Raw genomic sequence first — 24,906 nt, 5'->3', positions numbered from 1 at the left:
TATCTATATAGTATAGGAGGATATCATGGCGAACCGAATCCAAACCATCTCTACAAGCAATCGCATCTATTCTATAGATGTCATTAGAGGATTTGCTATATTTGGCATACTACTAGTTAATTTACCTGATTTCGTGCCATTTGAGGTTATGAATTATGAATATTATGGAGTCAATTTATATGTACGCTTACTGATGGACATCTTTATACAAGTGAAATTCTTTCCTATTTTTAGTTTTTTATTTGGCTTAAGCTTTTATGTGCTTATGTCAAATTTAGAAAGTCGTAGAGTAAAGTATAAATATATTATTATTATCAGGAGATTATTAGGCTTATTTCTAATTGGAATGCTGCATCAGCTTATTTGGTTCGGAGACATATTAGAAATGTATTCCAAATTAGGTCTATTTTTAATCCCTTTTTATTGGTTATCAGCAAAAGTAGTTTTATGGGCAATTATAATTTTATGTACTTTATTTTATACATCTACCTTACTAATCATTATAGAGCCAGTTCTCGACTATGTAACTTCTTTTGGTGGGTATGGTTTTCTAACTTTCTTTAGTACTGCTCCCTCTCAAGTTTTTCTCATGTATTTACTAGGACTATATGTTGGCAAGAAATTGTACTTCAAAAATATAGCACCTCAAATGCTACTCATAAAAAAAGTTCAAATCATATCCTTTTTTATCAGTATCCCTTTTATTTTCCTGATTATTTGGAGATTTATACAAATAGATGGAATGGTAGACACTACCTATGTAGCTTTATCTAGTATTCCCATGTCACTGTTTTATATTTCAACGCTTGTAATATTGTTAGAACAGCAAACATGGAAGAAAATATTGAAGCCATTTAGTTATGTAGGCAAGACAGCATTATCAAACTATTTACTTCAAACATTGTTAGGACTATGCACCTACTACATTTTCAACATTAATACGAGTGAAACTATATTTTTAAATATTTTAATAGTATGTGGAATTTTTTATTTTCAAGTTGTTATTAGTAACATCTGGTTGCGTTATTTTAGGCAGGGACCAGTGGAGTATGTTCTTCGTACATGGACATATGGATTAAAATACAAAGGTTATTTTACAGATAAGAATGTATAAAAGAAGTCTCCCACCTCTTAACGTGAAGGTGCAACAGCACCAAGGGTAGTGGGAGATGAATTATAGTAGGTCTATCCTAAAGATTTTGCGTTGTCATTCATTCTCTATCCTTTACTATGTCACATTAACTATGTCCATCTATACACGTCATCGTTTCCCATCAGTTTTGCTTTTACACATTTGACGTAATTCTTACCTAACATCTTGTCTAATAAACACCACATAAGCCACGATCATGGAAATGATTCCCCAGATACTTAGTACGCTAAGTGAAAAAGGAAGACTCATCCCTTTTATGGGCGGCAACGTCCCCGCCAAATAGCTGGTAAGCTGTAAGTTCACATTAAACAAATATTTTGCTTGCTCCCAGTTGGCCGCCATTTGAGTTAAGATGACTCCGCTTACGAGTGCCGCCATCATAATTCCCATTCCAGCAGCCGTACTTCTTACCAGGACAGAAATCATCATCGAGATAGCCCCAATAACCATACAGACGAACCATCCTAACCCATACTGCATGAGAATGTACTTCCATTGCTCCAGTACGAACACTGACGAGGTATCTAGCGTGTCGGCTGAAAATGTGAACCCGGTAAGCACTGGCATCGTCCATCCTGAATAACCAAACACAATTCCTGATATAACATATGAGAACAATAACGATACCACAATTGTAAGGGAGGTGAATAAAAAGAGTGTAATAAATTTACTGGTTAGGATCTTCCACCTCTTCACCGGTCTGGTTAACAGAAGTTTAATCGTTCCCTCACTAAATTCGGATGAAACAAGATCCACGGCCAGAATAACAATCATCATAGGCAAAAACAAACTGATCGCCTGATCCATGAATCCTCTTGCGAACGTTACAGCACCGGGAGAAGACGGATCGATATTATGATCAAGATAGTATTGTTGCAAGGAAAGCTGAGTCTCTAAATAGTCACGCCATTCAGGTGGTATGCGACTGGAAGCTAACCTGTTCTGTGTATCGACGATTTTTTGTTGAAGCATCGTTCTCCAGTCATCTGTACCGATTTGGCTTCTCGCCACTTCAGCTGATCGGAACTGTGCGTATGTAAACAAAGGGATCAAAACGATCAAGATCAATAGAACAACATAAAATCGTTTCCTTTTTATTAATTTCAGACTTTCATTATAGACCAGATCATACATGGTTCTCCCCCTCTTCTCCTGGAGTTCCCGCAGTCAAAGATAAGAATAGATCTTCTAATGTCACCGTTTTTGACTCTATTCTAAGTACGTCCACATCTGCATGGACCAGCAGTCTGTTTAGTTCACCAATTCGCTCCGTATCCATTCGACATTTCACTCTACCATCTGATAAGGCTTGTAGCTCATAAACATATTCACAATTGTTCATTACCTCTACAGCCTTCCCGATGGACTGCTCTGTAAAAAACCAATGTGCATGATCAGCAAATTGCTCCATCATATCATGAACAGCTCCTACCGAAATGACTCTACCCTTATTGATAATTGCTACTCGATCACACATTAGCTCAATCTCGCTTAACAAGTGGCTTGAGATGAATACACCAATTTTTTGCTCATGGGCAAGATATTGAATAAATTCCCTCAACTCCCGAATACCAGCCGGATCAAGGCCATTTGTTGGCTCATCCAGAATCAGTAGTTTAGGAGAATGGAGTAGGGCCTGCCCGATACCCAAGCGTTGCCGCATCCCTAACGAATACGTTTTTACCTTCTGATCTATCGCTTCTGTCAACTCAACCTGTTTAATGACTTCCTCAATTCGCTCTTTTGTAACGGTTCCACTCATCCGGGCAAACATTTCCAGATTTTCTCTCCCCGTCAGGAACGAATACAACTCAGGATTTTCTACAATGGAGCCAACATGGCGGATCGCTTCGATAAACTGTTTTTGCAGGGAATGCCCTCCAATGGTAATTTCCCCGGAATTTGGTCTGGTTAAACCTACCAGCATTCGGATTGTTGTTGTTTTCCCCGCACCATTAGGTCCCAGGAAGCCATACACTTCTCCAGCCATAACCTCAAAAGATATATCGTGAATTAATTGTTTCCCTCCGATTGACTTCTGAAGACCGGAGACAGACAATACCACTTCTGACATGCTTACACCGCACCTTTCTATCACGAACCACAATATGTTTTCCTATACTCAGCTATGGTTATCTTCCCCTATAAGATGGTAGACTACTAGTAATACCTTTTGAACGGAAAAAAGGAGGAAGTACCCTTGCCATTGTCAAAACGAAATGCCTTAACAAAATGGATGCTTCTTCTGTCTCTTCTGGCAATGATAACACTTGCTGTTGGTTTCGGTTTTGCACTAGCGCCTAAGAGCCTGGCTAGTTCAGATACACCTGGACTTTCATCATCAGACCTAGAGGATGATGCCTTACTAGCACCCCCTTCTGCTATCTTACCGAAAACAGGTACACTAAAACTAGTTTCAATGGGCGATTCACTAACGCGAGGTGTTGGAGACTCTACGGGAAAAGGCTATATTGAAGTATTTAAACAAACTGTAGCCACAAATCGCAATCAACCCATCCAGCTAAGCAATTTGGCTGTGAGTGGATATGAATCTGTAGATTTGTTACGACAGCTCGAACAGCCTAATGTGAAACGTCTCCTGTCTGAAGCCAATCTCATTATGTTTACAATCGGCGGAAATGATTTGTTCAGACAAAGCGGTGGCGTTTTTGGATTAGAGCTACAAAAAGTAGAAAGTGCTACGGATAAGCTCGCCACTCATTATGATCAGATTCTGACTAAGATACGAGAAGTGAATCCACATGCACCCATCATCTATACAGAATTATACAATCCATTTGGCGACACGGAAATTCAAAAGGATTCAGGCGAAGCAGTCCTTGCTTGGAATAATCAGGCGGCACTCATTGCCCAAAAGTATTCAAACATCATTACGATTCCCACCTATGATCTATTTTGGAAAAAAGAAAATAAATATTTATACACAGATCATTTTCACCCCAACAAAGCTGGTTATCAGCAAATAGCAGAACGATTAGTGCAAGCTTTGCCATAAATAACATAAACCAGCTATTCATGTAGAAAAGGAAGGTTGACTATTCACCTTCCTTTTTCCTTTTGTTTTAGATTTTTTATTTCCCAGCCAAAAGCACGTTACGTATTTTCTTCCGCACTCATGGCCCCCATTTTCTTACCTGTTTTTTTCGAATAATCTCGCTCCCCTGCCATGTAAAACAAGATACTTGCCAGTGAAATAATAGCTACTACTATAAACATCACAGTTCCATTAAATAAGCCAAGAATATAACCAGCAAAAGCCGGACCAATAGACTGGCCTAAATTATGAAAACTCTGCGCTCCAAAATATGTTCCCCTCATACCTTCAGGAGCCAAATTATCGATAAATACCGTGGACGCAGGAAAGGTTATTATTTCACCTAATGTAAAAATAAACATAGCGATCAGTAACCCTACAAACGATGAAGTAACACCAAATCCAATCAATCCGATCGCATACAAGAGGCAACCCACTATCAAATTATACAAAGGAGTTTTATTCTCTGCCCACTTGGATATCGGCATTTGCAGGATAACAACCGTGATAGCATTTAGACTGAGTAGATAAGAGTAGAGAACAACCCCATCAACAAGTGTCTGATTTACGTACTGAGGTAATGTCGTGGTCATTTGCGAATAGCCAAATGCTACCAGGATACCACCCATGATATAGTATCGTAATGCTACATCCTGTTTTACAACTTGAAAGGCTAATGTGAAATTAACCTGTTCCTTTTTCTGCCCTTCGATATCTTTAATTCCAAAACGTGTAAGGAGTCCTTGTAAAATAATTGTGTAAAGCAAATAAATAGCGGCAGTAACGAAAAATGGGAAAGCCCCACCCCATAAAGCCAGCCATGCTCCCAATAACGGTCCCACAGCCACGCCAACATTGATTGCCAGGTAGCGCAGGGAGAATACCTTAAATCTTTTCTCAGGCTCTGATATATCTGCCATTAACGCCTGTGAAACTGGCTCGTAAAACGATCGACAGAGTCCTGCCAATATGTTCAAGAGAATAAAAAAAAGGGCACTCTTCCCAATAGCGAACCCTAAGAAAACAAATACCCACGTATACAAGGCTATTAGCATAATCCTTCTTCTTCCAAACTGATCTGATAATGTCCCTCCGACAAAACCACCAACCGTGGAGGCAAGCGGTCCTGCACCAATTATAAGTCCAATCATCACGGGGCTCAGATTCGTTGTATTGGATAGATAAATAGCTAAGAAAGGCATTGACATGGAACTCGCCGCTCGCACAAAAACCGTTCCAATTATCAACGTATGGACAATTGGGTGATACTCTCTGATAAACTCCCGCAGCCTGTGCATCGTTGCTACTCCCCTATCTCTATCTGTTTGTTAAGTCTAAATTGTATGAATATAAGATAAGAAAGTCAATGACATCCCCTTAATAATTCTATCAAACAAAAAAATCGTTTTCTTCCTAGTTGTAGTGGAGAAAACCAGCTTCTCTTTTCAACCTTCGCTTAAAGTCTTCGCCCCATATGGGAATTGACTGTTTGCTCCGCGTGAAAAGAGAAGCTGGTTTTTTCAGGCATTGGTTTTGTTTGAGTTAGCAGAAAAGCACATTTTTTGTCCAGAACTCTTTAAGGTCCTACCTAGCTACACAATAAAGGGTGCGGATTAAAAAGTGCAACCCATGAGATACTTCGTAGCATCGCACCCTTTTGCACTTTCCGCACTCTTTATTGTGTAGCGGACAGTTTTAGCTCCCTTGCGGGACCTTAACAAGTTTGCAGACAAAAAATGTGCTTCTTCTGCCAGCCCACTACAGCAGTGTATTTAGAAAAGCTTCTTAAAAAAATGAAGTCAAAAAAAGCTGCATCCCAAAGGACTGCAGCCATTTATTACTAATCTATTTGCCAATAAATAGTTTATCAAGTCTGCTGGTTTCATTTTTGCTTTTACGAAAAAAGATATACGAGTAGACGTGAGTTAATCCCACAATGATACTTAACGATAAAATGATCAGCGCTAAAGCTAGCCAGCCTGGAAGATAGGGGCAGATGAAAAAACTTGTACCCGCTATAATCCAAAACACTGACATTTTTCGATGAGTACTTACCCAAATTGTGTCCCCTTTAATTGTCCACGTCGTTCTCAAGCCCAGCGGATGCAAATAGGGGATATACGGTAACATGTAACCATAAATAAGCAAAAGTCCACCTACACAAAGCATAAGAATCGTATCAAATTTTATGGGAATAAGGAGATTTTGAAGCAATAGTAGACAAAAGATACAACTAAACACGAGGATCTGAATAATGCGAAGGAGATCTCCAAACATTTTCATTCCAGTTGAATTTTTGTCACTCAAGCGGTATTTACCTAGGAAACCTCTTAATAATATCGGTGTCGTTATCTGTACAATGCTAACTGACAACAACAAGAATAATTTACTTTGATAAATGGCCTGATCGGTCCCTAATCCAGTTGTATATAACTGATCCGGGAGTTGAAAAAAGAACCCAACGGACGCGATTACAGGTGACAAAGTGATAAAGAGCAGCATCAATTCCAACCAATGCCTCGCTCCTTCTGAACGACTTTTTTCCATGGTGTCTAAATCACTCCTTACCGTTCTACAGGAATTGAGTCGATAACTTCCCCTTGTTCGTTCCATCTAATAGCTCGATAAAATGCGTCGTGATAAAAGGTAAACCAGACGTTTTCCTGTATGAATGCTTTCAATAATTTTTCTTTCGCATAGATGGATTGCATGGGATAGTCATCATATGCCATGACCCATAATGGATTTTGATGAGCATGGGTAGGCATGATGTCAGCCATATGGCAGGCTTTCTTCCCCTGGCTTTCTATTACTAGTATAGCATGTCCGTCACTATGTCCCCCAGTATGTATCAACGTAATTCCTGGCAAGACTTCCACGCTATCCTCATAAGTAAGTACTTGTTGTTGTATAGGTTGCCAATTTTCCTTCCAATACGTATTACGTGAACGAATATTTGGCGAACGCATTTCGTCCCATTCAATCTGGTTAACATAGATTTTCGCCTGTGAAAAAGTAGAATATAATTCCCCATCCTCATTAATAGAAACCAATCCGTTAGAATGATCGTAGTGCATATGAGTCATAAGTACAAGATGAATATCCTCCACAGAAAGACCAAGTAACGCTAAAGATTCATGGATCTGTGATTCTTGCACTAATCCATAGTTGCGTTTTTGTTTATCCGTTAATCGGTTATTGCCCATTCCTGATTCAAGCAGGAGATTTTTGCCATGAGCTTGAATTAAAATAGGATCGGATCTAAGTGGTACCTGATTAAGCTCATTTGAAGGATATCGACGACTCCATAGTGGTTTTGGTACTACACCAAACATAGCTCCTCCGTCCAGCTGTGTAAGTCCCCCTACTAACCAAGTAAGAGTAATATCACCGATTTGTAACGACTGCAAGCTTTTGCTCATTCTATTCCTCCTTATTACCACTGCTACGAAAAAAGCACCCTTAAAGTGCGGGTGCTATCGTGACGTAACCAGGTATTTTCTAGCTTTACTTATAATATTATACATAATTAGCATTTTTCCTGTATAACTATCGTTTGACACAATCCCATAATTTCTATCGTATAATCACTTGAGATCGCTTCAACAACTATGAGGTACTGACCATCCCTTTTTTCTAGTACGAATTGTCCGATTTTTTCGTTTTGAATGAATAAACTGATAGTATGACGGATCGCCTTACAGTTCTTTCCCCCAGCAATAAAGCGGCACCCTTTTGGTAAATGAAAATTCCAGTCGTTTACGCGCACCTTATCTTTCTGGAAAGTCAGAAAATGGCGTATACCAATTAATATTTGATGATCGCCCATGCCCAACGCCACCCTCCCCATTCAAGAATGGAAATAATACTTCCATTTTGCCTTGAAAACGAAATAATGAAAAGTGCTTCGACAAAAACTATCAATATACGACATCTCATGTATATTCTTGTAAATGATATTTCATTGGTAATATAGGTATTTTATACTATAATAAATAGTAAAATTGTTCTAGGAATGGAGTGAAAAACTATGATCTACTCACACTCACTCCCTTTTTCACCTTCACCCTTTGTTTCGGTTGAACATTCGAAAGATTTTGAACAACTGAAAGTACGCTTGCACAGAGAATATGGAGTTGACCTTAAGGGCTATCACAAGCGCGTTTCCAAATGGAACCAGATTGCCAGTGATTTAGGTTTTCGTCCTCTCTTGTCATGGGAAATAAACGACTCGGAGATGCTGATAAACGTCAAACCTCTTCCAGCGTCTCATCATATTGTTGATACTCTTTTCCAACAGACCATGTCGATAGAGGAAAAATTGGCATTTTTACATACACTTGCATGTTCTCTTTTTCGTTTGCATAACCGACAGTTTTTTGTGGGTTTTTTTTGTCCTACTCTCATACATTATGATAGAGCACAAAGACATATTATATTAGATCTTCAACCACAACCAGCTGAAGATTCCAGGTTTATACGAGCTGCTTCACCCAATTATTATCTTTATCGTTCAACACTATCAAGAGATTTGCAATTCAACAGAACATCTGACTTTTTTGCATTAGGACTTTTGATGAAAGAGTTTTTTGCTTGTACGATGGTTGTAAATGACCGTGAACAACGAGCCTTAACTCAAGTAAATATGCTATCCCACAGACTGATACATAAACCACAATCCTTTTATAGCACATATCAAATTGCAGATGAAGTTCATGCAATTACAGTAGATGCCTTCTCCTTCTCATTGCGTAAGGAAGATCCAATTCTGGAAGAGACGGTTCAAATAGCTCCCTATTCATACCTGCACACGCTGGTACATGGACATTCTTTACAAGCGGATAAGGTTTTAACAAAGTTCTTAGCACAGAATAGAAGTTCAATCATTGGATTGATCAGTCAGGACGCTTCTATGCGTTTTCAAAGTCTGTATTACACTTGTCATCGTTCTTCCTCAGATTATCTATTTGTACAGCTTTTGTGTCAGCCTCTTCCCTTTGCTGCTCTTAAATCAGCAATAAGAAAATTGATTCGCGTTATCAAAAAACGTTTTCCTGCTTGGACTCAGCGGCTATTTATTCTACAAAAAAAATTGAATCACTTGTTGAATAAACATATAGAGAGAAGAGAAACGATTAACGCCTTTACTAACTGGTTACTTCAATTCGTTGCTGAGATTGAAAAATTACCAGATTTACCAAGAATTTTCTTGATCTTCGAAACTACTGATCAATTAGATGAAGATTCCCAAGAAGTAATGATTCAGTTTTGGAAACAGCTAAACAGAGACAGCCAAGTCCCCTTTTCTTTTATTCTGAGTGGCTCACATCTCCCTCAACTCTTAGAAGCTGAGATGATCCCTCAAATCAACATTGAACCGTATGGACAGGAAGAGAATCGGCAACGTCTTTTACTTCAATTAAGTAAAGTTAATGAAAACTTGCTTCAAACCTTACAGAAATATTTATCTGACCAGAGGATATCTGCCTGGCATTCATCATTTTTACTAGCCTATTTGATCGAGCAAGGACAAATTGTTTCCACTCCACTTCATGGATGGGAACTTTCGAATGATCGTGATATTGATTTGTCAGGATTTAATTTGGAGAAAGAAATCAAAGCTAAAATAGCCCTGTTAAACGAGGAAGAGCTGCATCTATTACGTTTGCTTAACTGTCTTCCTTCCCCTATACCAACTCGATTGTTTGCAAAAGAAAACCAACTATCATTTTCTGCTCTTTGGACTAAGCTCGTTGCTCTTTCTGCTGCAGGTGTCATTCATCTCGTTGGAGAAGACTTCATCTTCACTTCACCTTCCTTCACAGCAGAATTACTCCCGGAAGTGCGAGTGGCAGAACAGACAGCCTTATATCGGGAAGCATTGCAGATTCAATACCGTTTTACACCGAAGAAGTGGAAACTATTGATCTCTTTATCCCAACAGGCAGGAGAGAATAAGCTTACCTATCTTTACATGATTAAGTACTATAGACAATTTCGTTCTTATTTATCTATGGAACAAAAGAAACAGATTCTAGAGACAATCCACTCCCTGCGAAATGATTTAGGACGTTCCAAAATTGCTTGTTGGGATCGACATTTGTACAAAGTATATATTCGACTGCACTTATATGAACAGGCAGAAGAGGTTGCCCGCCGTCTCTATTTGATTACAGCTGCAGATCAGGATCGTTTGCGCATCCTGCGAATGGAGTTGTTTACGGATCGTATCGATGCTGTTTCCTTGCAGCAAGAATTGTTTCAATACTTGATTGATGACCGAATAGATTTGCATGATCAAGTACGTGCTGCTTGCTTACTTGTTGACTCTGATCCTTTTGCTCCACTTACTTCCGTAGGGGCAGAGCGTGTGCATCAATTTTATGTAAATCGCTTTTTTCCTTGTTATCAGCAAATCTGTACACGAATGTTTGCTGAGATAACTCTCTGCTATACATTCATGCTCTTTGAATATTTTCCAGAAAGACACGAGTGGACATCCGCATTATTAAATAAGCTGGAATCCATTCTGGAGAAAACCTCCCATCATGATTTGTTGCTAGAGTTATATAATATATATGTATTTTATCCGGATGTACGGACTAGCTTGCGGTATAGCAAGCAATGCTCCGATGTTGCCAAGCGCTACGGATTTACTACTAAACTATCAATTAGCTATCTGAATGGAATGGAGATGTCATCTTATCTGGGTGATGTATCCGGTTACCGCTATTATTTAGAAAAATTGAACAAAGTTAATCCTCTTTACCGGGGAGATTTAAAAAGACAGCTTTTTTATAATCAGCTTTTTTATGCATTGGAATGGCAGGACGATGATTCTTTTTTTGAGCTTACATCGCGCCTTAATCAAGAGGATTTATCCGAAGTAGCCTATCAGCAATTTGAGCAATTTGATCGCTATCGGACATATTTAAGAGGGAGGACCATTGATCCTCTTCGTTGTCCAGAGAATCCCTCTTCGTTTGATTTCTTTATTTTGGCTTTAACTGCTGTACAACAAAACAAGCTGTTAGAAGCAAGAAGCTTATTTACTCAAACGATTCAAACTAATCCTCATCGAGTCCAAACTGGTTGGGCGTACCGTGAGCTAATTCCCCTTCTAATTGAGTACAAACCAGAAGAAGCGGAGGAGTATTTGCGAAGGTTCTCCAGTTATATCAATCGACATGGATACCTGCTTTTTTGGCCAGACTACTATCGTCTCTCTGCCAATCTGGCAAAAAAAACAGGGAATCTGGAACGTGCAGGATTATTTATTCGGCGTGCGATCAATGGATACAGTCGGATAGAAAAAGAGTATGCCATAGAGCCTTTAGCTGAGGAAATAAGTTCGTTATTTCATCCTAGGATTGAGTTATCTCAAGTCCAGACTTACGATCAAGCATCTTTGCAGAAAATATGGGATGAGCGAAACTACTTTTTGAATCAATCACTTGGCCTACTTGGCTTATTTCAAATTACAGAGCATGTCACCGAATCACTTGACCTGTGGGTGATCTGTGAGCGACTCTCTCATTCGCTTTATGAGTATTTTCCTATATCTCAATTAATCATTCGAAGTAAGTTGCGTGATCGCAGAGAGCGGCTTTATTATTCACCTACTGGACTAATTACGAACGCTAAGTTACTCCATTATCGTAAGAAATCACTACTTCGTTCCAGTTATCGTTTTACTCTATATCAAGACCAAACTGAATCGCTCGTGTTACAACTAGATCTGACAGATGATACACCTACAATTCGAGATCAACTTTCCCAGCTGATCACCTTTATTAAGCCGCATATAGCTAACGCCATGCTCTATCAGGAAATGAAATTCGACAGTTTGACAGGTTTTTACCAACGTCGTTATTTTATCGATTTATTAAAAAGCGAGCTGGATCTTTCCCTGCAATATCAGCTTGACCTCTCACTTATTATGATTGATATTGATAATTTCCGAAGAATCAACGAGTTTGGACACCAAGAAGGTGACGACGTAATCGTTAAGCTAGCTGATTTAATAAAACGGACATTGCGTCAACACGATATTCTGGGGAGATACGGCGGTGAAGAATTTTTATTAATTCTTCCCAAGACAAATGGAGAGACCGCATACAGATTGGCTGAAACTCTTCGTACGGAGATTGAAGAGGAATTTGCCATAGGTTATCCTTATCAGGTTACGGCTAGCATTGGAGTCTCTTCCGTAGGCTACTCTAAAACGAAAACTGTTGATGAATTAATACGCCTAGCAGACAGAGCGGAAATATTTGCCAAAACGAACGGCAAGAATCGAGTAGTTGCTTCTTGGAAGTTACCGCAGGCTAATTTACAGGAAATTTGATATCTTTCTCAAAAATTCCATTAATTACGTTTGTGTAAATTTCAATCACACAGTAAACTAATTTTGGATAGTCTGATATCCGCAAATTTTTGCCCGCCTAAACAATGCAGATTGGCGGGCGTTTTTTTATTTCTGAGAACAGACGAATTGATGCCAAAATTCGCGTAGTGATTGAGGTTATACGCAATACAAATAGGATAGATAAAGCTGATTATGTAGCCTTGGAATAAAGTTTGATTAAATCAACTTATAATGTTGGTTTTGAATAGAGTTTGATTAAAAGTATTTGTTGAAAGGTGATTTAACGTAGTATTGATAATGGTCTTTAGAAAAAAGATTGATTAAAATAGAAACCTTTTCATCAAGTATTACTGTCATTTTTATAAAAAAGTTTAATCAAAATATTTTCAAAAGCCTATCAAACCAGCGTTTTTGTGATTTTGAGTACCTTATTTCAGTGCAACTTTATTTAAAACGGTTTAACTTTGTTATAAACAGTGCGACTTTATTTCAAAGCCACATATAAAAGAGCAAATAGAAAAAGCGTGTTTTGAAAAAAAGATTGATCAAAACACGCTTTTCTAAATTCAATTGAATCATCCTTTTATAAAAAAGTTTGATAACTTTTGTGATCCTTGCTCAGTTAAAGCACCCGATTGCGTAATATCGAAAAATTTAAAAGAGTTTCAAAAATTGATCTTTAGTTATTATGCTCCCTCAGTTCAATAAAACTCAACAGGGTCCAAGATTTTATCAAAACTTCCTTTTGATAATTTTCAAAAATCCTCTAGTTAGCTCTCATTTTCAATCCCTATTCACTTACTAAATTTTTTAAATGTGACGATAATACTTCCGGTTGCGAAAAGAATGGTGAGTGGTCTGTATCAAGGGTAATTATTTGTCTGCAAGGTGTTTTAGTGTACATTTCTCTTTGGCATATGACGGAGATCGCATTATCTTTAAGGGTTTCAATATAAACACGAGGAACTTTTTCGAAATGATCTTCCGTTATGCGAACGGGTGTAATAAAAGGTAAAAGTGGTTGGACGCAAAGTTTTCCTTTCGCCTCAAAAATATCACTTTCGGAACATTCCCCATAAAAGGCATCCTTTATCAGATCGTCTTTGAGCTCTAAATTAGTTTTATCTTCACTTAATACGACAGCTGGTGGCGATTCTTTTTTATCATTTTCAAGTATTTGAAGTAAAGTTTGCTCATTTTCAGGAAGAAAGGCACATAAATAAACGAGTAATTGAATTTTTTCAGGGCGATATTCAGCTGTCTGAGTTATGACAATTCCACCCATGCTATGCCCCACCAAAATGACCCTTTCAGACTCATTATCTAAAATACTACATAGATGGTCAGTATAATTTTTCAAGGTCACTTCAGAAGGTGGTGTTTTATCCTTTCCATGACCTGGTAAATCAAAGGTTAATACACGGTGTCCAGCATCTTGTAACAAAGGGACAATTTTATCCCAACACCATTCTCCGTGCCATGCTCCATGAACTAAGACAAATGTACTCATTCAATCACTCCTTTCATTTACTCTTTTCATTATACTGGGAATTTTTACAATAAACATTCTTTAAATAAATTCTGCTTAATAAATATCCATTTTTCTTTGAATGTGCTGTTCAATTAACTGGTCCTTTAATAGAGTAATATACTAAAGTTTTACAACATCGGCAAAAACATAAAATGAAAAATCCTGTTTAAATTAAAATCCGGTATTTATACAGGATTTTAATCAAACTTTATTACAAATTATCAATCTTTTTTATAAATTATCGGACTTTGTTTTAAATTATCAAACTTTATTTTAAAGCCACAGATTACGTTCTGCTTTATCTATCCTATTCATCCAAGCAACGGTTACCCTACTCTTTTGGTCTGATAGAATCTACTACTTCCCAGGTTTTATAGTTGTAAATAATTGAGACCTTTTTGTCTGCCTTACCTTTTACATGACCAGCCAGATTCACATTATCTGCTATAGAGGTATCTAACACCTCAGATTCCGTAAACACTACGTCTAATTGAAACTTATCCTTAAAATGCTTAACTCCCCGATCTTTTGCCTCTTCCACAATACTAGCCTTATCTGATACCTCAGATGTAGAAGCGCCACATCCAGTACCGATGAGAAATAGACATGCAACTAGAACTATAGGTAACCATTTCCAATTATGAGATTGCAGGTACATGTGCTTATTCCTCCCTTATTCTGCTGGTCTGATGGATTCAATTAGTTCCCAAGTCTGATAGTTATACATAATAGCCACTTTCTTCTCGGGATCATTTACTACATGTCCCTTTAGATTAACCATCGTATTAATAAATGCAGGAAAAACCTCTGCCTCCGTAAATACGACATCCAGTTTGTAGGAATCAGCCAAGTGCTTTTTTCCCAATATTTCGGCTTTTCCTTTGATCTCTTCGTTAACTACCTGACTTTGGTCGCTAGGTTCACCTGATCCGTTCCCTGCTAAAAGGAGGGGTAAAGACAGGAAGAATGTGACTAAATTCCCTTTTTTATTTTTTGCCAAAATAAGCATCTCCTTTATAATAATTTCCAGATATAATTAGAATAATACAACTATTCAGAGGAAGTCGAGTGATTGTAAATGAGTAAGCTGACAGATAAAGATTACCACATAATGTCTCAGGCTGCCTATGGGAAAAATCCACCCGGTCTTTCGGAGAAAATGCCTGGCTGGGAAGTGGTTGAACCAAAGGGTGCCACACTGGATGATCCTATCTCCGGATTTGATGCTACGGTATATCGAAATCCTGAGACCAATCAAATCGTCGTCGCTTATCGGGGAACGGAGCCTGACAGTGTGGGATTCATTAATGATGCCATTACAGATGCGAAGGACGTTGTGGGTGGTCGATATAAGGACCTGGAGGAAACATTTAATGCCCCTTTGTGGAAGCAGTTCGCAGAGTATGCCAATCCATTCAATACAAAGAGTTATATCTTGGACAGACTTGATTACGAAACAAATCAATTTCACAGAGCAGACCAGCTTATTACAAATTTGAAAGAAAAATATCCTGATGCCTCTATTGATGTAACGGGTCACTCACTTGGAGGCGCATTAGCGCAGTATTCCGCTGCAAAGCATGATCTGAATGCCATTACGTTCAGTGCACCCAGCGTGTACAATTTGTTGCCTGATGACTTGCAGGCGTATGCGGAGTCCGGTTTTTTTGACAAACAGATTATAAACTATGTTCATCCTAGTGATTCAATAGGAGCAGGCTTCGGCAAAGAATATGATCGTCATATCGGATCGACCTATTATCTGGGTGATAAGAGTTTTGATCAAGCGAACGAAAAGTATGACTACTTGGGGGGTAACCTTATTCGTGCTAAAGATACAGTATCTGGTACCAATTATCACGGATTAGGAAATTACAAGTTCGATAAAGACGGCTATCTCAGTAATGTATTGTACAACCGACACACCGGTGAAATATTGACTGGCTCGCCTCTCTTTCAACGGCACCTGGCTGCTTCTGAATTCTTTGACGTATTTAAATCTGGTGAGTTGTTCAATGCACTCTCAAGCACTCTTGGTGCTGCCGGAGCTTTTGCAATGGGAGCAATAGGGGCCAGGCTGATGAGATCCGGTCTAACTATCCGGATCGATCCAGATGAAGTGATGGAGGTAGGAAAGCAATTAAAACAACATGCTCTACAATTTGAGCAGGAATGCCCTGTTGCTATCAGAACCATTAACTCCTTGCTTTCAAATAGTGAGAGCCGACGCTTCTCATCCATTGCTGCTAGTATCCGTGCTGAACTGGAGCAAACTGCCTCCTGGTATGTACATACAACTACTGACATAGCAAGTTATCTTGAGAAAAAATCTACAGACTTTATCATAGCAGACCGCGGTGTGTCAACCACCGCTAACGGATAGGAGGAACTAGGTGATGAGCAGGATTCGCCTAGAATTAGCAGAGTTATATCAAGCATTGAGTGAAATTACACAATTAATCGGACAGTTACGTAATAATGAACGTCATGTAGCTACACAGAATGCTCGTCTCGAGGATTGGCATGGTCTTTCTGCCAATGAATTGCGCCTAAAGATGAACAGCTTTTTTAGTGAATTAAAAACACGGATCTCCCGTTTGGAGGTCCTGCGGGAAGAATTGATTGCTTATATCCAGATGATGGAGCGGCTGGATCAAGAGGATTAATTGGTTCAGAAATGAAGCTGATCGTATCTATCAAGTTGATCGTACCCATCGCGGAAATATCTCACATCTATATCTATCAATATGTAAAACTGCATTACGGTGAACTACCCGACACCTAGGCTTCGCTAAGAAATGTGTGTACTTCTGGGGAATCTTAATGGAGTAGGTACCATCTTGATATAGAAAGAGCGTACAGATGAGGCTTGATTCTCTCTGTACGCTCTTTTCAATTATTTTGTTTTGAACTCACCTGTTATCGCATCAAAAAAGGAGCCCCTGTTTTTCTTCTCCAACTGATAAATAAGACGAGGGGTCGTTAATTTTTTACCCTCTTCGTCATACCATTCGTAAGAAAGAGTAACCTCGTATTCTTTTTGGAAGGCTTCCTTGGCTTTTTCAATAGAGACTGCTTTCTTAAATTCTGGTAAATTGCCAGTAGGTCTACTCGGAACACCCATTTGCAAAACTTCCCCAGTTTCCGCATTCAGTTGCACAAAATAGATCTGGTCTACTACTTTGGTATTTTGGTAGACTTCATAAAAATATACTGAATAGATATTATCTGATTTTTTTTCCATTTGTTTGATTTCCTCAGGTGTAATGCCTTTTAGTTGCCACTCGCTAAGCCCAGGTTTGTCTATTTCACTTAGAATAAGCTCTTTCGTGCCAGTAACATGTTTATCAAGGAAGGAAAGTGCTATTTTTTGTGCCTCTTCCTCCGTTATTTTTATTTTGTCTTTGTTATAAACAGGGCGAGCATTTGTATAAAAGTGTAGCACCTTACCAGTTTCTTTATCAGCTTCAACACCTATTGTTTGATAATCCTTTCCCTCCACATCTTGACTCCATGAATATTGAATAGTATTCAGGTCATCAAAAAAAGGATCCTCCTTCTCTTCTCTATAATCCCATCCAGCTACATTCATTCCCATTCCTAGTATCATCTTTTCTACTTCTTCTCTATTTTTTACAACCAGTTCTTTTCCTTCCCCCGAAATACTCACCCTTTTGATTTCGCTTGGAAATTCCTCTATTTCCACCTTACCACTCTTCGCATCAACAACTACATGATTATTCTGATTATATGTTAAGAGAGGAAAGGATTCTATCTTATCAGAAACCTTTACAGGGTATCTGTCTACTTTAAAAGCAGTGTAGTAGGAGGGAGTCAATTTGACAGCATCCCATATCTTCTTACCGGCATCTTCTTTCTTGATAACATCATCAGGTTTCGGGAAGGATGCCGTATCGATTGATGTATCCTCATCAACATGGTATCTGGTTACCACTCCTGCCTGGTTTACTGAAACGCTAATTCCTCCTCTCCCGGAAGAAATACCATTCACATATCGTTCATAGTGGACACTAAGCCTAGGGAAGGTTTTTTTTCCATTTTCATCAGAATGAGAAGCTAATCCTCCCCCCAACCATTCTCTCGACTTATAATTTTCTGCTTCTTTGCCTAGAAGGATTTTTACAAACTCATCTGCTTTTTCTCTTGCTAGTTTCTCCGTGGGGTATGTATCAGATGCCCATTCATCATTATTTGCATATAAACCTACTATTTGTCCTGTTTTCTCCCCGATTTCTAGATCAACATAACTTTTCTTGGTTTTAGTATCTACTAGTTCAACTCTCCAATGTGCTTCCCTATGCTCATCTTTTTCCATATACTGAGTTCCTTCAATCTGATAACCGTTTAAGGGAGTATATTTCTTCAAAAAGTCAGTAACCGTCTTTTCATATTCCTTAGGAAATGTTTTTTGTTCTTTTGACTTGGCATTCGTTACGGCTTCACCTGTTTTTACGGTTGTCTGTAAACTAGCTTGTCCTTTTGATGCATGAATTACCTCTGGTCCTATCGTGATCGCACTTGTTGTCAAGAGCGATACGGTTAGCAAAAAAATGGCTCTGTTCCACATATGTTTTTTCATTCTTACACCTCATTTTTATTAACTTATAGGTCTTCCACTCTATCATAATGACGAAACACAAAGGAAATAGTTACCATTGATTTACAAATATTTGTGAATGTTTGTAAAAAAAAGAACAAACTACTGATTGGAAAATCTTCCAACCATGTCTGCTCTCCTAACCTAATCCCGATTTCTTCTCTTGAACCTCTCATGACTAAAGGTACGAGTGTACTCAGCTAATTCATATAACCGATACTGATCCATATTCCAGACCTTATTACGTTATAATCCCAATTGTTTCTTCGCCAGATACAATGTCCCTTTTGTTGGAGATTCACAGCTAACAACTACGTTCGCTCTTGGCATATAGCTAGCAATCGATTCAGTAAAACTGCTTCTCACCAGCATGTTGTTAGTAAGGACACCTCCCATTAAACCGATAGAAACATCCTCTGGTAAACTAGTTTTCCGATATAGCCGAACAGCCATGTGTGCAAGTAATTGTCCAGCTTCTTGCAAGATAGCCATAGCCTGTTCACAACCTCGCTCTGCTCCTTCTGCCACAACTGCTGCTAATCTAGCTATCTGATCTTTGGTGGCTTGATAAACGAATCGCTTCACTTGGGATACTTCCTTGCATTCTATTTCACCCAGGATACGCTCATTGAGTCCACTACGCAGAAGCGACTCTTCCTCTTCTCTGATCATATGTTGAAATGCCTTAATCGCTATCCAGTAGCCACTTCCTTCATCACCTAGAAGATGCCCCCATCCACCTGCCAGTTGAATTCTTTCCCTCTCCAAGACAATGGCGACGGAACCCGTTCCTGCAATCACAAGTATTCCGTCTTCGCCTTGTAACACTGCTGCATGAGCAATTCTAGCATCAGTGGTTAAAAGGATGGGCACTCCGTAAAACGCCAGTTCCTTTTCCAACTGATCTCGATACTGTCCACTCGCCATTCCAGCAAGTCCTAAACTGATAGCCTCCAGTTTTTGATTATCTAGTGGTATCAGACATTGTTGTATGGCTTCCTTGACATGAAGGATTGCCTGTTCCGCCTGAATCATCACGTTACCATAGCCACTTTCTCCATGGCTTACAATTTCTCCATCAAGTGAATATGCAATCGCTACTGTTTTAGTTCCACCACCATCCACTCCAATGATGTACCGCATACTCATTCCTCCATCTATTTATCCGTTGTCTCTTCCTTAAGCTTGCGAAGAATACGAATCATGTGTTCAATCAATTTTTGTTCGCTCATGGAGGTCATGAAGTGATCTTGGGCATGTATGAGTAGGAGCGTCTTTTCCGCAGGCTCACCGTTTAATTCTGCCTGGATCAAATCTGTCTGTGTTTGGTGTGCCAGAGCTAGTTCATAGCGGGCCTGCTTCATTAGCTCCTCCGCTTTAGCAAAATCATATTCCTCTGCTGCTGTTAACGCTTCAAACGCGATACCACGAGCCGTTCCGCTATGAACAATCATCTCAAAAATCTCTTTCTCGTTCTGTAACTGATTCATTCATCTTCCCCCTCGTTCTTTGTAATCGTTTCAACTAGAAAAGATTGAATGCGTATGCTAGTTCATTCTTGGTGGATACGTAATGGTACCAAGAATGACGCACTCTTTTGCTCCCGTTGCAGATGGAATATTAGAAGCTCTACCTTGCAAGGTTTCATGAGCTAACAGCGCAAAGGCAACCGCTTCCTTCGCTTCTGAAGAGTAACCCAGTTCTTCTTGCGTCCGTATCTGACAACTCCCCTTTAGTTCCTCTGCAAGCATTCGAAGTAGAGTCAGATTATAACTACCTCCACCCCCGATAATGATTTCATCTACATGCCAATTTGGAAAAATAAAACGTTTGTAGCTATCTGCAATAGTGATGGCGGTAAACTTTGTCATGGTTGCTAGCCAATCATAAGCAGATAAATCTGTGAATGTAGCTACTAATTGATTGACATAGGATGTACCAAATAATTCTCTTCCTGTGGATTTAGGCGGTTTTTGCTTAAAATATGAATCTTGTAAGCAATAATCAAGGACACCCTCATCTACTTTTCCTTGTGCAGCCAATTCCCCGCCCCCATCAAATGGGAGACAGAAGAAACGCTTGCACAATTCATCGATAATCATGTTCCCCGGTCCTGTATCAAAAGCAAGTATCTCATGTAAATTTGCCCGAGCAGGAAGTACTGTTACATTGGCAATTCCACCGATGTTTTGGAGCAGCCGATTTTTATGTTGATCTCTGAATAATTTCCATTCCGTGTATGGCACTAATGGTGCACCCTGACCACCTGCTGCCATATCCATCACTCGAAAGTTGGCAACAACAGTAGCATTACTTCGATAAGCGATTACTGCTGGCTCTCCAATTTGAAGTGTGGAAGCTCTATAATTACCTGTTGGCTGTGGTTGATGATAGATTGTTTGTCCATGTGAACCAATCGCTGTTAGTTTTTCAGCTGGAATGCCGTTCTTTTTACATATGATTTCTACTGCTTCAGCCAGCTTTTCTCCTAGGTGAAAATTCAGACTACAAATGAGCTGGACGTCGGATGTATCGACAGAAGAAGCTTTCATGATCGTCTCTCGTTCTTCCTCTGAAAAAGGAAGCGTGACAAAATCAAGCATGGTAACATTCGGCCCAGTATTCGCCTCCTCTATCTCTACCAAAGCGGCATCTATCCCATCAAGTGATGTTCCTGTCATCAAACCAACATAGAGACCCAAATGATTACACCCCCTTAAAACTGCAGATCATTTTATAGATAAATCAGATAATAACTTAGAGCTGTACAGACCGCTAACGCCCCTAGCGTATAACGAGTGGCTTGTTTACGGCTTTGGTACTTGCCTTCCAATCGAAGCATCACAATACTCACCCCAACACCACAACCAACGCTATTTACAATAAATAGACTAAGCTGATCAGATAAACCAAACCAAGAGAGAACAGGTACCAACAGTAAGTTCAGTCCTACTACAAATCCGAAAAAGAAAATGGCGCTTTTCCAGCGAAAACGGAGCAATTTATTTCCTGTATCCATATACAAGCCTCCTAATAGGAAATCCTTCATGATTCTCGCCACACAGTTATGTGAAAATGGAAGGTCGCCAAAAAATGTACATAAGCGTACCTCAACATAACGATGTGTAAGATAAATCGAATAATAACGAATAAGGGGGAAACGATTGTTCCCCCGAAACTTTAGCTCACTTTCATTCCGTGCACATCCTGCACAAATCCTGCTTTCTATACAGTTGTTTCTACACTGTTCTCCTCATTTTCCTGTTCAACCAGTCTATTATCGTACATTTTGAAGAATGGCAGATATATAAGGAACGAAATCAGAATGTTTACCACAACCAGTATGATTGCTCGCCAATCACCACCAGTAGACAGATAAGCTCCAATCGGTGCAGGTAGCGTCCAAGGAACTTTAATATAAGTCGGGTTGACGAACCCAAGAACAGTAACATAGTAAGAAAGTGTTGCTGTAATCAGTGGTACGATTACAAATGGAATTACCATGATTGGATTCAAAACGATTGGAATACCAAAGATAACAGGTTCATTAATATTAAAAATGCTAGGAGTAACAACTGTTTTTCCTAATGTTTTGGAATAGCGCGATTTAGCAAATAACAACATACAGAGCACTAATCCCATTGTTGCTCCTGATCCGCCAATCCAGATGAACCATTGATAAAAGGTTTCTGGAGCAATGTGAGGAAGCGTAGCCTGACCGGATGCAACTGCCTCCGCATTATTCCCTAGGTAAACTTCCCAAAGAGGACGAGCAATTGTACCTACAATCGAAACACCATGGATACCAAAAGCCCAGAAAAAAGTAATTAAAAAGACCGGAATCAAAACCCCAAAGATGCTGTCACCTGCTGTTACCAGTGGAGCAACTGCTTTACCAATTAGTGCGTGTAAATCAAGATTAAATACAACGGTTACCAGAGTCATTAAGAGAAGTACAATTGCGATAGGAATCAAAGCCTCAAATGAACGTAATAACGAGGGCGGTACCTGTTCAGGTAAGCGAATGGTCAGATTGCGTTGCTTACAAAAACGCAGAATTTCTACAGCAATAATGGTGACTAACATGGTAACAAACAATCCCTGTCCCCCCAGGTTACCCATTGGAAGAACGAATCCAACATCAGGTATTGCTTTTGGCGCAATCGTCATTAATAACGCCATTACAGAAATTTGCGCGCCAGCTAACGGATCAATCTTGTAGCTTTTGGCGAGATTGTACCCCACTCCAAAGGCAATGTAGAGAGACATAATAAACATGGTCATCCGGTACGGGATTAGAATTTTTGCCACATTCTCCTTTGCCCATAACGAGATAGCCCAATCTTCTGGAAAAGGTGGAAAGGCAATAATGAGGAAAAAGCTCCCCACAATAATGAAAGGTAAGGCTGAAATAACACCGTCACGAATTGCACGCAGATGCCGTTGTTCAGCTATTCGAGCGATCGGTCCAGATAAGCGTCGATCCAAAAAATCGATAAACCCGTTCATAAAATTTCCTCCTTTACTTCTCCATTCATGACCGGAGTGGATTCTTAGGTGGTCATTTCCTTCACTTTTTTAAGTAAAATGGGGCCTCCAAGCGGTGTATAGCCCTGTGGAGGAATCAATTCACATGGAACGGAAGCCCCATCCGCCTCTTGTTTTAACTGATTAAAACGATGGCGTACCTGTGGAGCCACCATTGCTACGTCCCAGCCATTTTTTACCTCCTCACCGAACTCCTGAGTGCTGACTGCTTTAACCTCAACCGCTACTCCCTGTTTTTCCGCCTCCTTTTTTAAGGCATTTACTACAATGGCACTAGACATTCCAGCTGAACAAACGAATAATACCCGCATGGAACTCCTCCTTTTTTCTGTGAAAAACGTCTCGACGTTTTTCATAAAATTGGATGTGACCGCTCGCCGTCCAACAAAACGGTCATGACCGTTTTGTTCTGTAAGAGAACAGCTTACTTTTCTAGGTGTAATGCTTGTCGAACAAATCCTTCACTCTTTTGCAACCGATCCAAAGCCTCCTGATAAGAGCATGGAGCCAAGATCATAACGATAGCTGCCTTAACATTACCATTTAATTTTTCGTAATAATCAGACGATTTATCATATGAAACTCCTGTTGCTTGCATGATAATCCGTTTCAATCGTTCCACCAACTTGGCATTGGTTGGCTGTATGTCTACCATCAGGTTTTTAAATACCTTGCCTATGCCTATCATCGAACAGGTGGAGATCATGTTAAGTACCAGTTTCTGGGCAGTTCCTGCTTTTAAGCGTGTGGAGCCTGTTAGTACTTCTGGTCCAGGTACTACTTCAATCGCAACATCTGCATACCTACTTACCTCAGCATTTTCATTACACGCTTTACTTACTTTTTTAGCATGGATTCACCTTCTGCCATTTTTTGTATCCGTTTCCATTTTACCACCTTGAAATTAATCGTCAATATTTTTAAATCATAATATGAAATATTATTTCAAATTATGATTATAAGTCTTCCGAGCTTCTTCTGGGAAAATCATCACCGTTTTTTATGATGCTGTAGATTGTCCGCTCGCTGATACATATATAAGTCTATCGGTTCCACTCACACTCGATGCATTCTTCAAATAAAGTCATCTAGTCTCCCTTCTAACCAAATGGCTATAAGAACAATAGAAGCCCCAGAAGAGTGGTTGATATTTTTTTGTCGTAAGAAATGGGTACTAACCTTTTACTACATCATAAGCATCAATTTGTATATTATGTAAAATAAAGGTATAAAAAAAGAATTCGACAAGGAGGGTAGTTCATGACTTTAGGAATATTTGTATTAATTATAGTTGGGGGTTTTCTCTTGTTTGGATACCTGTATGATCGCATAAGTAAAAAGAAAAAAACACAAGAGGAGTTAGAAACAGCTATAAAGAACTCAAGTTGTTCTAACATGGTCTATAAAGAAACTTACTTGAATGAAACCAGAAATCATCAAGGTGACACTCCTTTTTAAAAGAGCCCCTAAAGCTATTTAGAGAGCATTGCAAAAGTCCACTTTTTTCAGAACAATAAAACAGTCAACGAAAAACGAGCCTCTAGAATCGCTTCTAAGGCTCGTTTCTCGTTTAATTAACTGAGACTGCTGCAAAAGTCGTGTTTTTGGAAAAACCAAAGATTTTAGGGGGTAT

The 24,906-nt window shown here is 39.2% G+C and carries 22 protein-coding genes and 1 pseudogene; 6 read left to right on the top strand and 17 right to left on the bottom strand.

Annotation, left to right across the window (positions count from 1 at the left end):
* The first annotated feature begins 25 nt into the window (after positions 1-25).
* Positions 26-1,114, top strand: coding sequence for a DUF418 domain-containing protein (locus LM917_RS14530; RefSeq protein ID WP_232698251.1), 1,089 nt, complete (start codon positions 26-28; stop codon positions 1,112-1,114).
* 192 nt (positions 1,115-1,306) lie between these two features.
* On the opposite strand, the gene LM917_RS14525 is transcribed toward LM917_RS14530, so the two are convergent.
* Positions 1,307-2,287, bottom strand: a complete 981-nt coding sequence (locus LM917_RS14525) for an ABC transporter permease (RefSeq protein WP_232698250.1) — start codon at positions 2,285-2,287, stop codon at positions 1,307-1,309.
* Positions 2,280-3,227 carry an ABC transporter ATP-binding protein gene (locus tag LM917_RS14520; RefSeq protein ID WP_232698249.1) on the bottom strand — a complete coding sequence of 316 codons (948 nt, stop codon included), beginning with the start codon at positions 3,225-3,227 and terminating at the stop codon, positions 2,280-2,282. The genes LM917_RS14525 and LM917_RS14520 overlap by 8 nt, the downstream gene beginning before the upstream one ends.
* A 126-nt stretch (positions 3,228-3,353) precedes the next feature.
* Between LM917_RS14520 and LM917_RS14515 the strand changes: the two genes are divergently transcribed.
* Positions 3,354-4,169, top strand: coding sequence for a GDSL-type esterase/lipase family protein (locus tag LM917_RS14515; protein WP_232698248.1), 816 nt, complete (start codon positions 3,354-3,356; stop codon positions 4,167-4,169).
* A 98-nt stretch (positions 4,170-4,267) separates the two neighbouring features.
* On the opposite strand, the gene LM917_RS14510 is transcribed toward LM917_RS14515, so the two are convergent.
* The 4 genes from LM917_RS14510 to LM917_RS14495 all read right to left on the bottom strand — a co-directional run bounded on the left by LM917_RS14510 (position 4,268) and on the right by LM917_RS14495 (position 8,037).
* Positions 4,268-5,506, bottom strand: a complete 1,239-nt coding sequence (locus tag LM917_RS14510) for an MDR family MFS transporter (protein WP_232698247.1) — start codon at positions 5,504-5,506, stop codon at positions 4,268-4,270.
* 547 nt (positions 5,507-6,053) lie between these two features.
* Positions 6,054-6,755, bottom strand: coding sequence for an SdpI family protein (locus LM917_RS14505; protein WP_232698246.1), 702 nt, complete (start codon positions 6,753-6,755; stop codon positions 6,054-6,056).
* A 17-nt stretch (positions 6,756-6,772) separates the two neighbouring features.
* Entirely contained in the window at positions 6,773-7,630 is an 858-nt protein-coding gene (locus LM917_RS14500; protein WP_232698245.1) for a YtnP family quorum-quenching lactonase, read from the bottom strand.
* 107 nt (positions 7,631-7,737) lie between these two features.
* Positions 7,738-8,037: a hypothetical protein gene (locus LM917_RS14495; protein ID WP_232698244.1), complete on the bottom strand. Its 300-nt coding sequence runs from the start codon at positions 8,035-8,037 to the stop codon at positions 7,738-7,740.
* 201 nt (positions 8,038-8,238) lie between these two features.
* Between LM917_RS14495 and LM917_RS14490 the strand changes: the two genes are divergently transcribed.
* Positions 8,239-12,555 (top strand): GGDEF domain-containing protein, encoded by a 4,317-nt coding sequence (locus LM917_RS14490; RefSeq protein WP_232698243.1) that lies wholly within the window; start codon positions 8,239-8,241, stop codon positions 12,553-12,555.
* A gap of 811 nt (positions 12,556-13,366) precedes the next feature.
* On the opposite strand, the gene LM917_RS14485 is transcribed toward LM917_RS14490, so the two are convergent.
* The 3 genes from LM917_RS14485 to LM917_RS14475 form a co-directional block, all read right to left on the bottom strand.
* Complete coding sequence (locus LM917_RS14485; protein ID WP_232698242.1) at positions 13,367-14,086, bottom strand: alpha/beta fold hydrolase; 720 nt, start codon at positions 14,084-14,086, stop codon at positions 13,367-13,369.
* Positions 14,087-14,438: 352 nt separating this feature from the next.
* The gene (locus LM917_RS14480; RefSeq protein WP_232698241.1) at positions 14,439-14,765 is read right to left on the bottom strand and encodes a hypothetical protein; all 327 of its coding nucleotides are present in this window, start codon (positions 14,763-14,765) and stop codon (positions 14,439-14,441) included.
* Positions 14,766-14,780: 15 nt separating this feature from the next.
* Positions 14,781-15,107 carry a hypothetical protein gene (locus LM917_RS14475; RefSeq protein ID WP_232698240.1) on the bottom strand — a complete coding sequence of 109 codons (327 nt, stop codon included), beginning with the start codon at positions 15,105-15,107 and terminating at the stop codon, positions 14,781-14,783.
* Between the two features lie 78 nt (positions 15,108-15,185).
* Here LM917_RS14475 and LM917_RS14470 point away from each other — a divergent pair, with 78 nt between their 5' ends.
* Entirely contained in the window at positions 15,186-16,490 is a 1,305-nt protein-coding gene (locus LM917_RS14470; protein ID WP_232698239.1) for a lipase family protein, read from the top strand.
* 13 nt (positions 16,491-16,503) lie between these two features.
* Positions 16,504-16,773, top strand: coding sequence for a hypothetical protein (locus LM917_RS14465; protein ID WP_232698238.1), 270 nt, complete (start codon positions 16,504-16,506; stop codon positions 16,771-16,773).
* Between the two features lie 230 nt (positions 16,774-17,003).
* On the opposite strand, the gene LM917_RS14460 is transcribed toward LM917_RS14465, so the two are convergent.
* The 8 genes and pseudogenes from LM917_RS14460 to LM917_RS14425 all read right to left on the bottom strand — a co-directional run.
* Positions 17,004-18,707 (bottom strand): YcdB/YcdC domain-containing protein, encoded by a 1,704-nt coding sequence (locus LM917_RS14460; protein WP_232698237.1) that lies wholly within the window; start codon positions 18,705-18,707, stop codon positions 17,004-17,006.
* Between the two features lie 264 nt (positions 18,708-18,971).
* Positions 18,972-19,868, bottom strand: a complete 897-nt coding sequence (locus LM917_RS14455; RefSeq protein WP_232698236.1) for an N-acetylglucosamine kinase — start codon at positions 19,866-19,868, stop codon at positions 18,972-18,974.
* Between the two features lie 14 nt (positions 19,869-19,882).
* Positions 19,883-20,215 carry a PTS lactose/cellobiose transporter subunit IIA gene (locus LM917_RS14450; RefSeq protein WP_232698235.1) on the bottom strand — a complete coding sequence of 111 codons (333 nt, stop codon included), beginning with the start codon at positions 20,213-20,215 and terminating at the stop codon, positions 19,883-19,885.
* A 57-nt stretch (positions 20,216-20,272) separates the two neighbouring features.
* Positions 20,273-21,427: an anhydro-N-acetylmuramic acid kinase AnmK gene (gene anmK / locus LM917_RS14445; RefSeq protein WP_232698234.1), complete on the bottom strand. Its 1,155-nt coding sequence runs from the start codon at positions 21,425-21,427 to the stop codon at positions 20,273-20,275.
* Positions 21,428-21,459: 32 nt separating this feature from the next.
* Entirely contained in the window at positions 21,460-21,744 is a 285-nt protein-coding gene (locus LM917_RS14440; RefSeq protein WP_232698233.1) for a hypothetical protein, read from the bottom strand.
* Positions 21,745-21,950: 206 nt separating this feature from the next.
* Complete coding sequence (locus LM917_RS14435; protein WP_232698232.1) at positions 21,951-23,234, bottom strand: PTS sugar transporter subunit IIC; 1,284 nt, start codon at positions 23,232-23,234, stop codon at positions 21,951-21,953.
* A 44-nt stretch (positions 23,235-23,278) separates the two neighbouring features.
* Positions 23,279-23,584 (bottom strand): PTS sugar transporter subunit IIB, encoded by a 306-nt coding sequence (locus LM917_RS14430; protein ID WP_232698231.1) that lies wholly within the window; start codon positions 23,582-23,584, stop codon positions 23,279-23,281.
* A gap of 113 nt (positions 23,585-23,697) precedes the next feature.
* A pseudogene (locus LM917_RS14425) lies at positions 23,698-24,129 on the bottom strand (N-acetylmuramic acid 6-phosphate etherase); the annotation flags it as partial.
* A 404-nt stretch (positions 24,130-24,533) separates the two neighbouring features.
* Here LM917_RS14425 and LM917_RS14420 point away from each other — a divergent pair.
* Entirely contained in the window at positions 24,534-24,731 is a 198-nt protein-coding gene (locus LM917_RS14420) for a hypothetical protein (RefSeq protein ID WP_232698230.1), read from the top strand.
* Positions 24,732-24,906 lie beyond the last annotated feature (175 nt).

Source organism: Brevibacillus daliensis (assembly GCF_021245735.1).
GTDB classification, from domain to species: Bacteria; Bacillota; Bacilli; order Brevibacillales; family Brevibacillaceae; genus Brevibacillus_B; species Brevibacillus_B daliensis.
The sequence above is the reverse complement of the archived record's forward strand: the minus strand, read 5'-3'. Positions and strand labels throughout refer to the sequence as shown.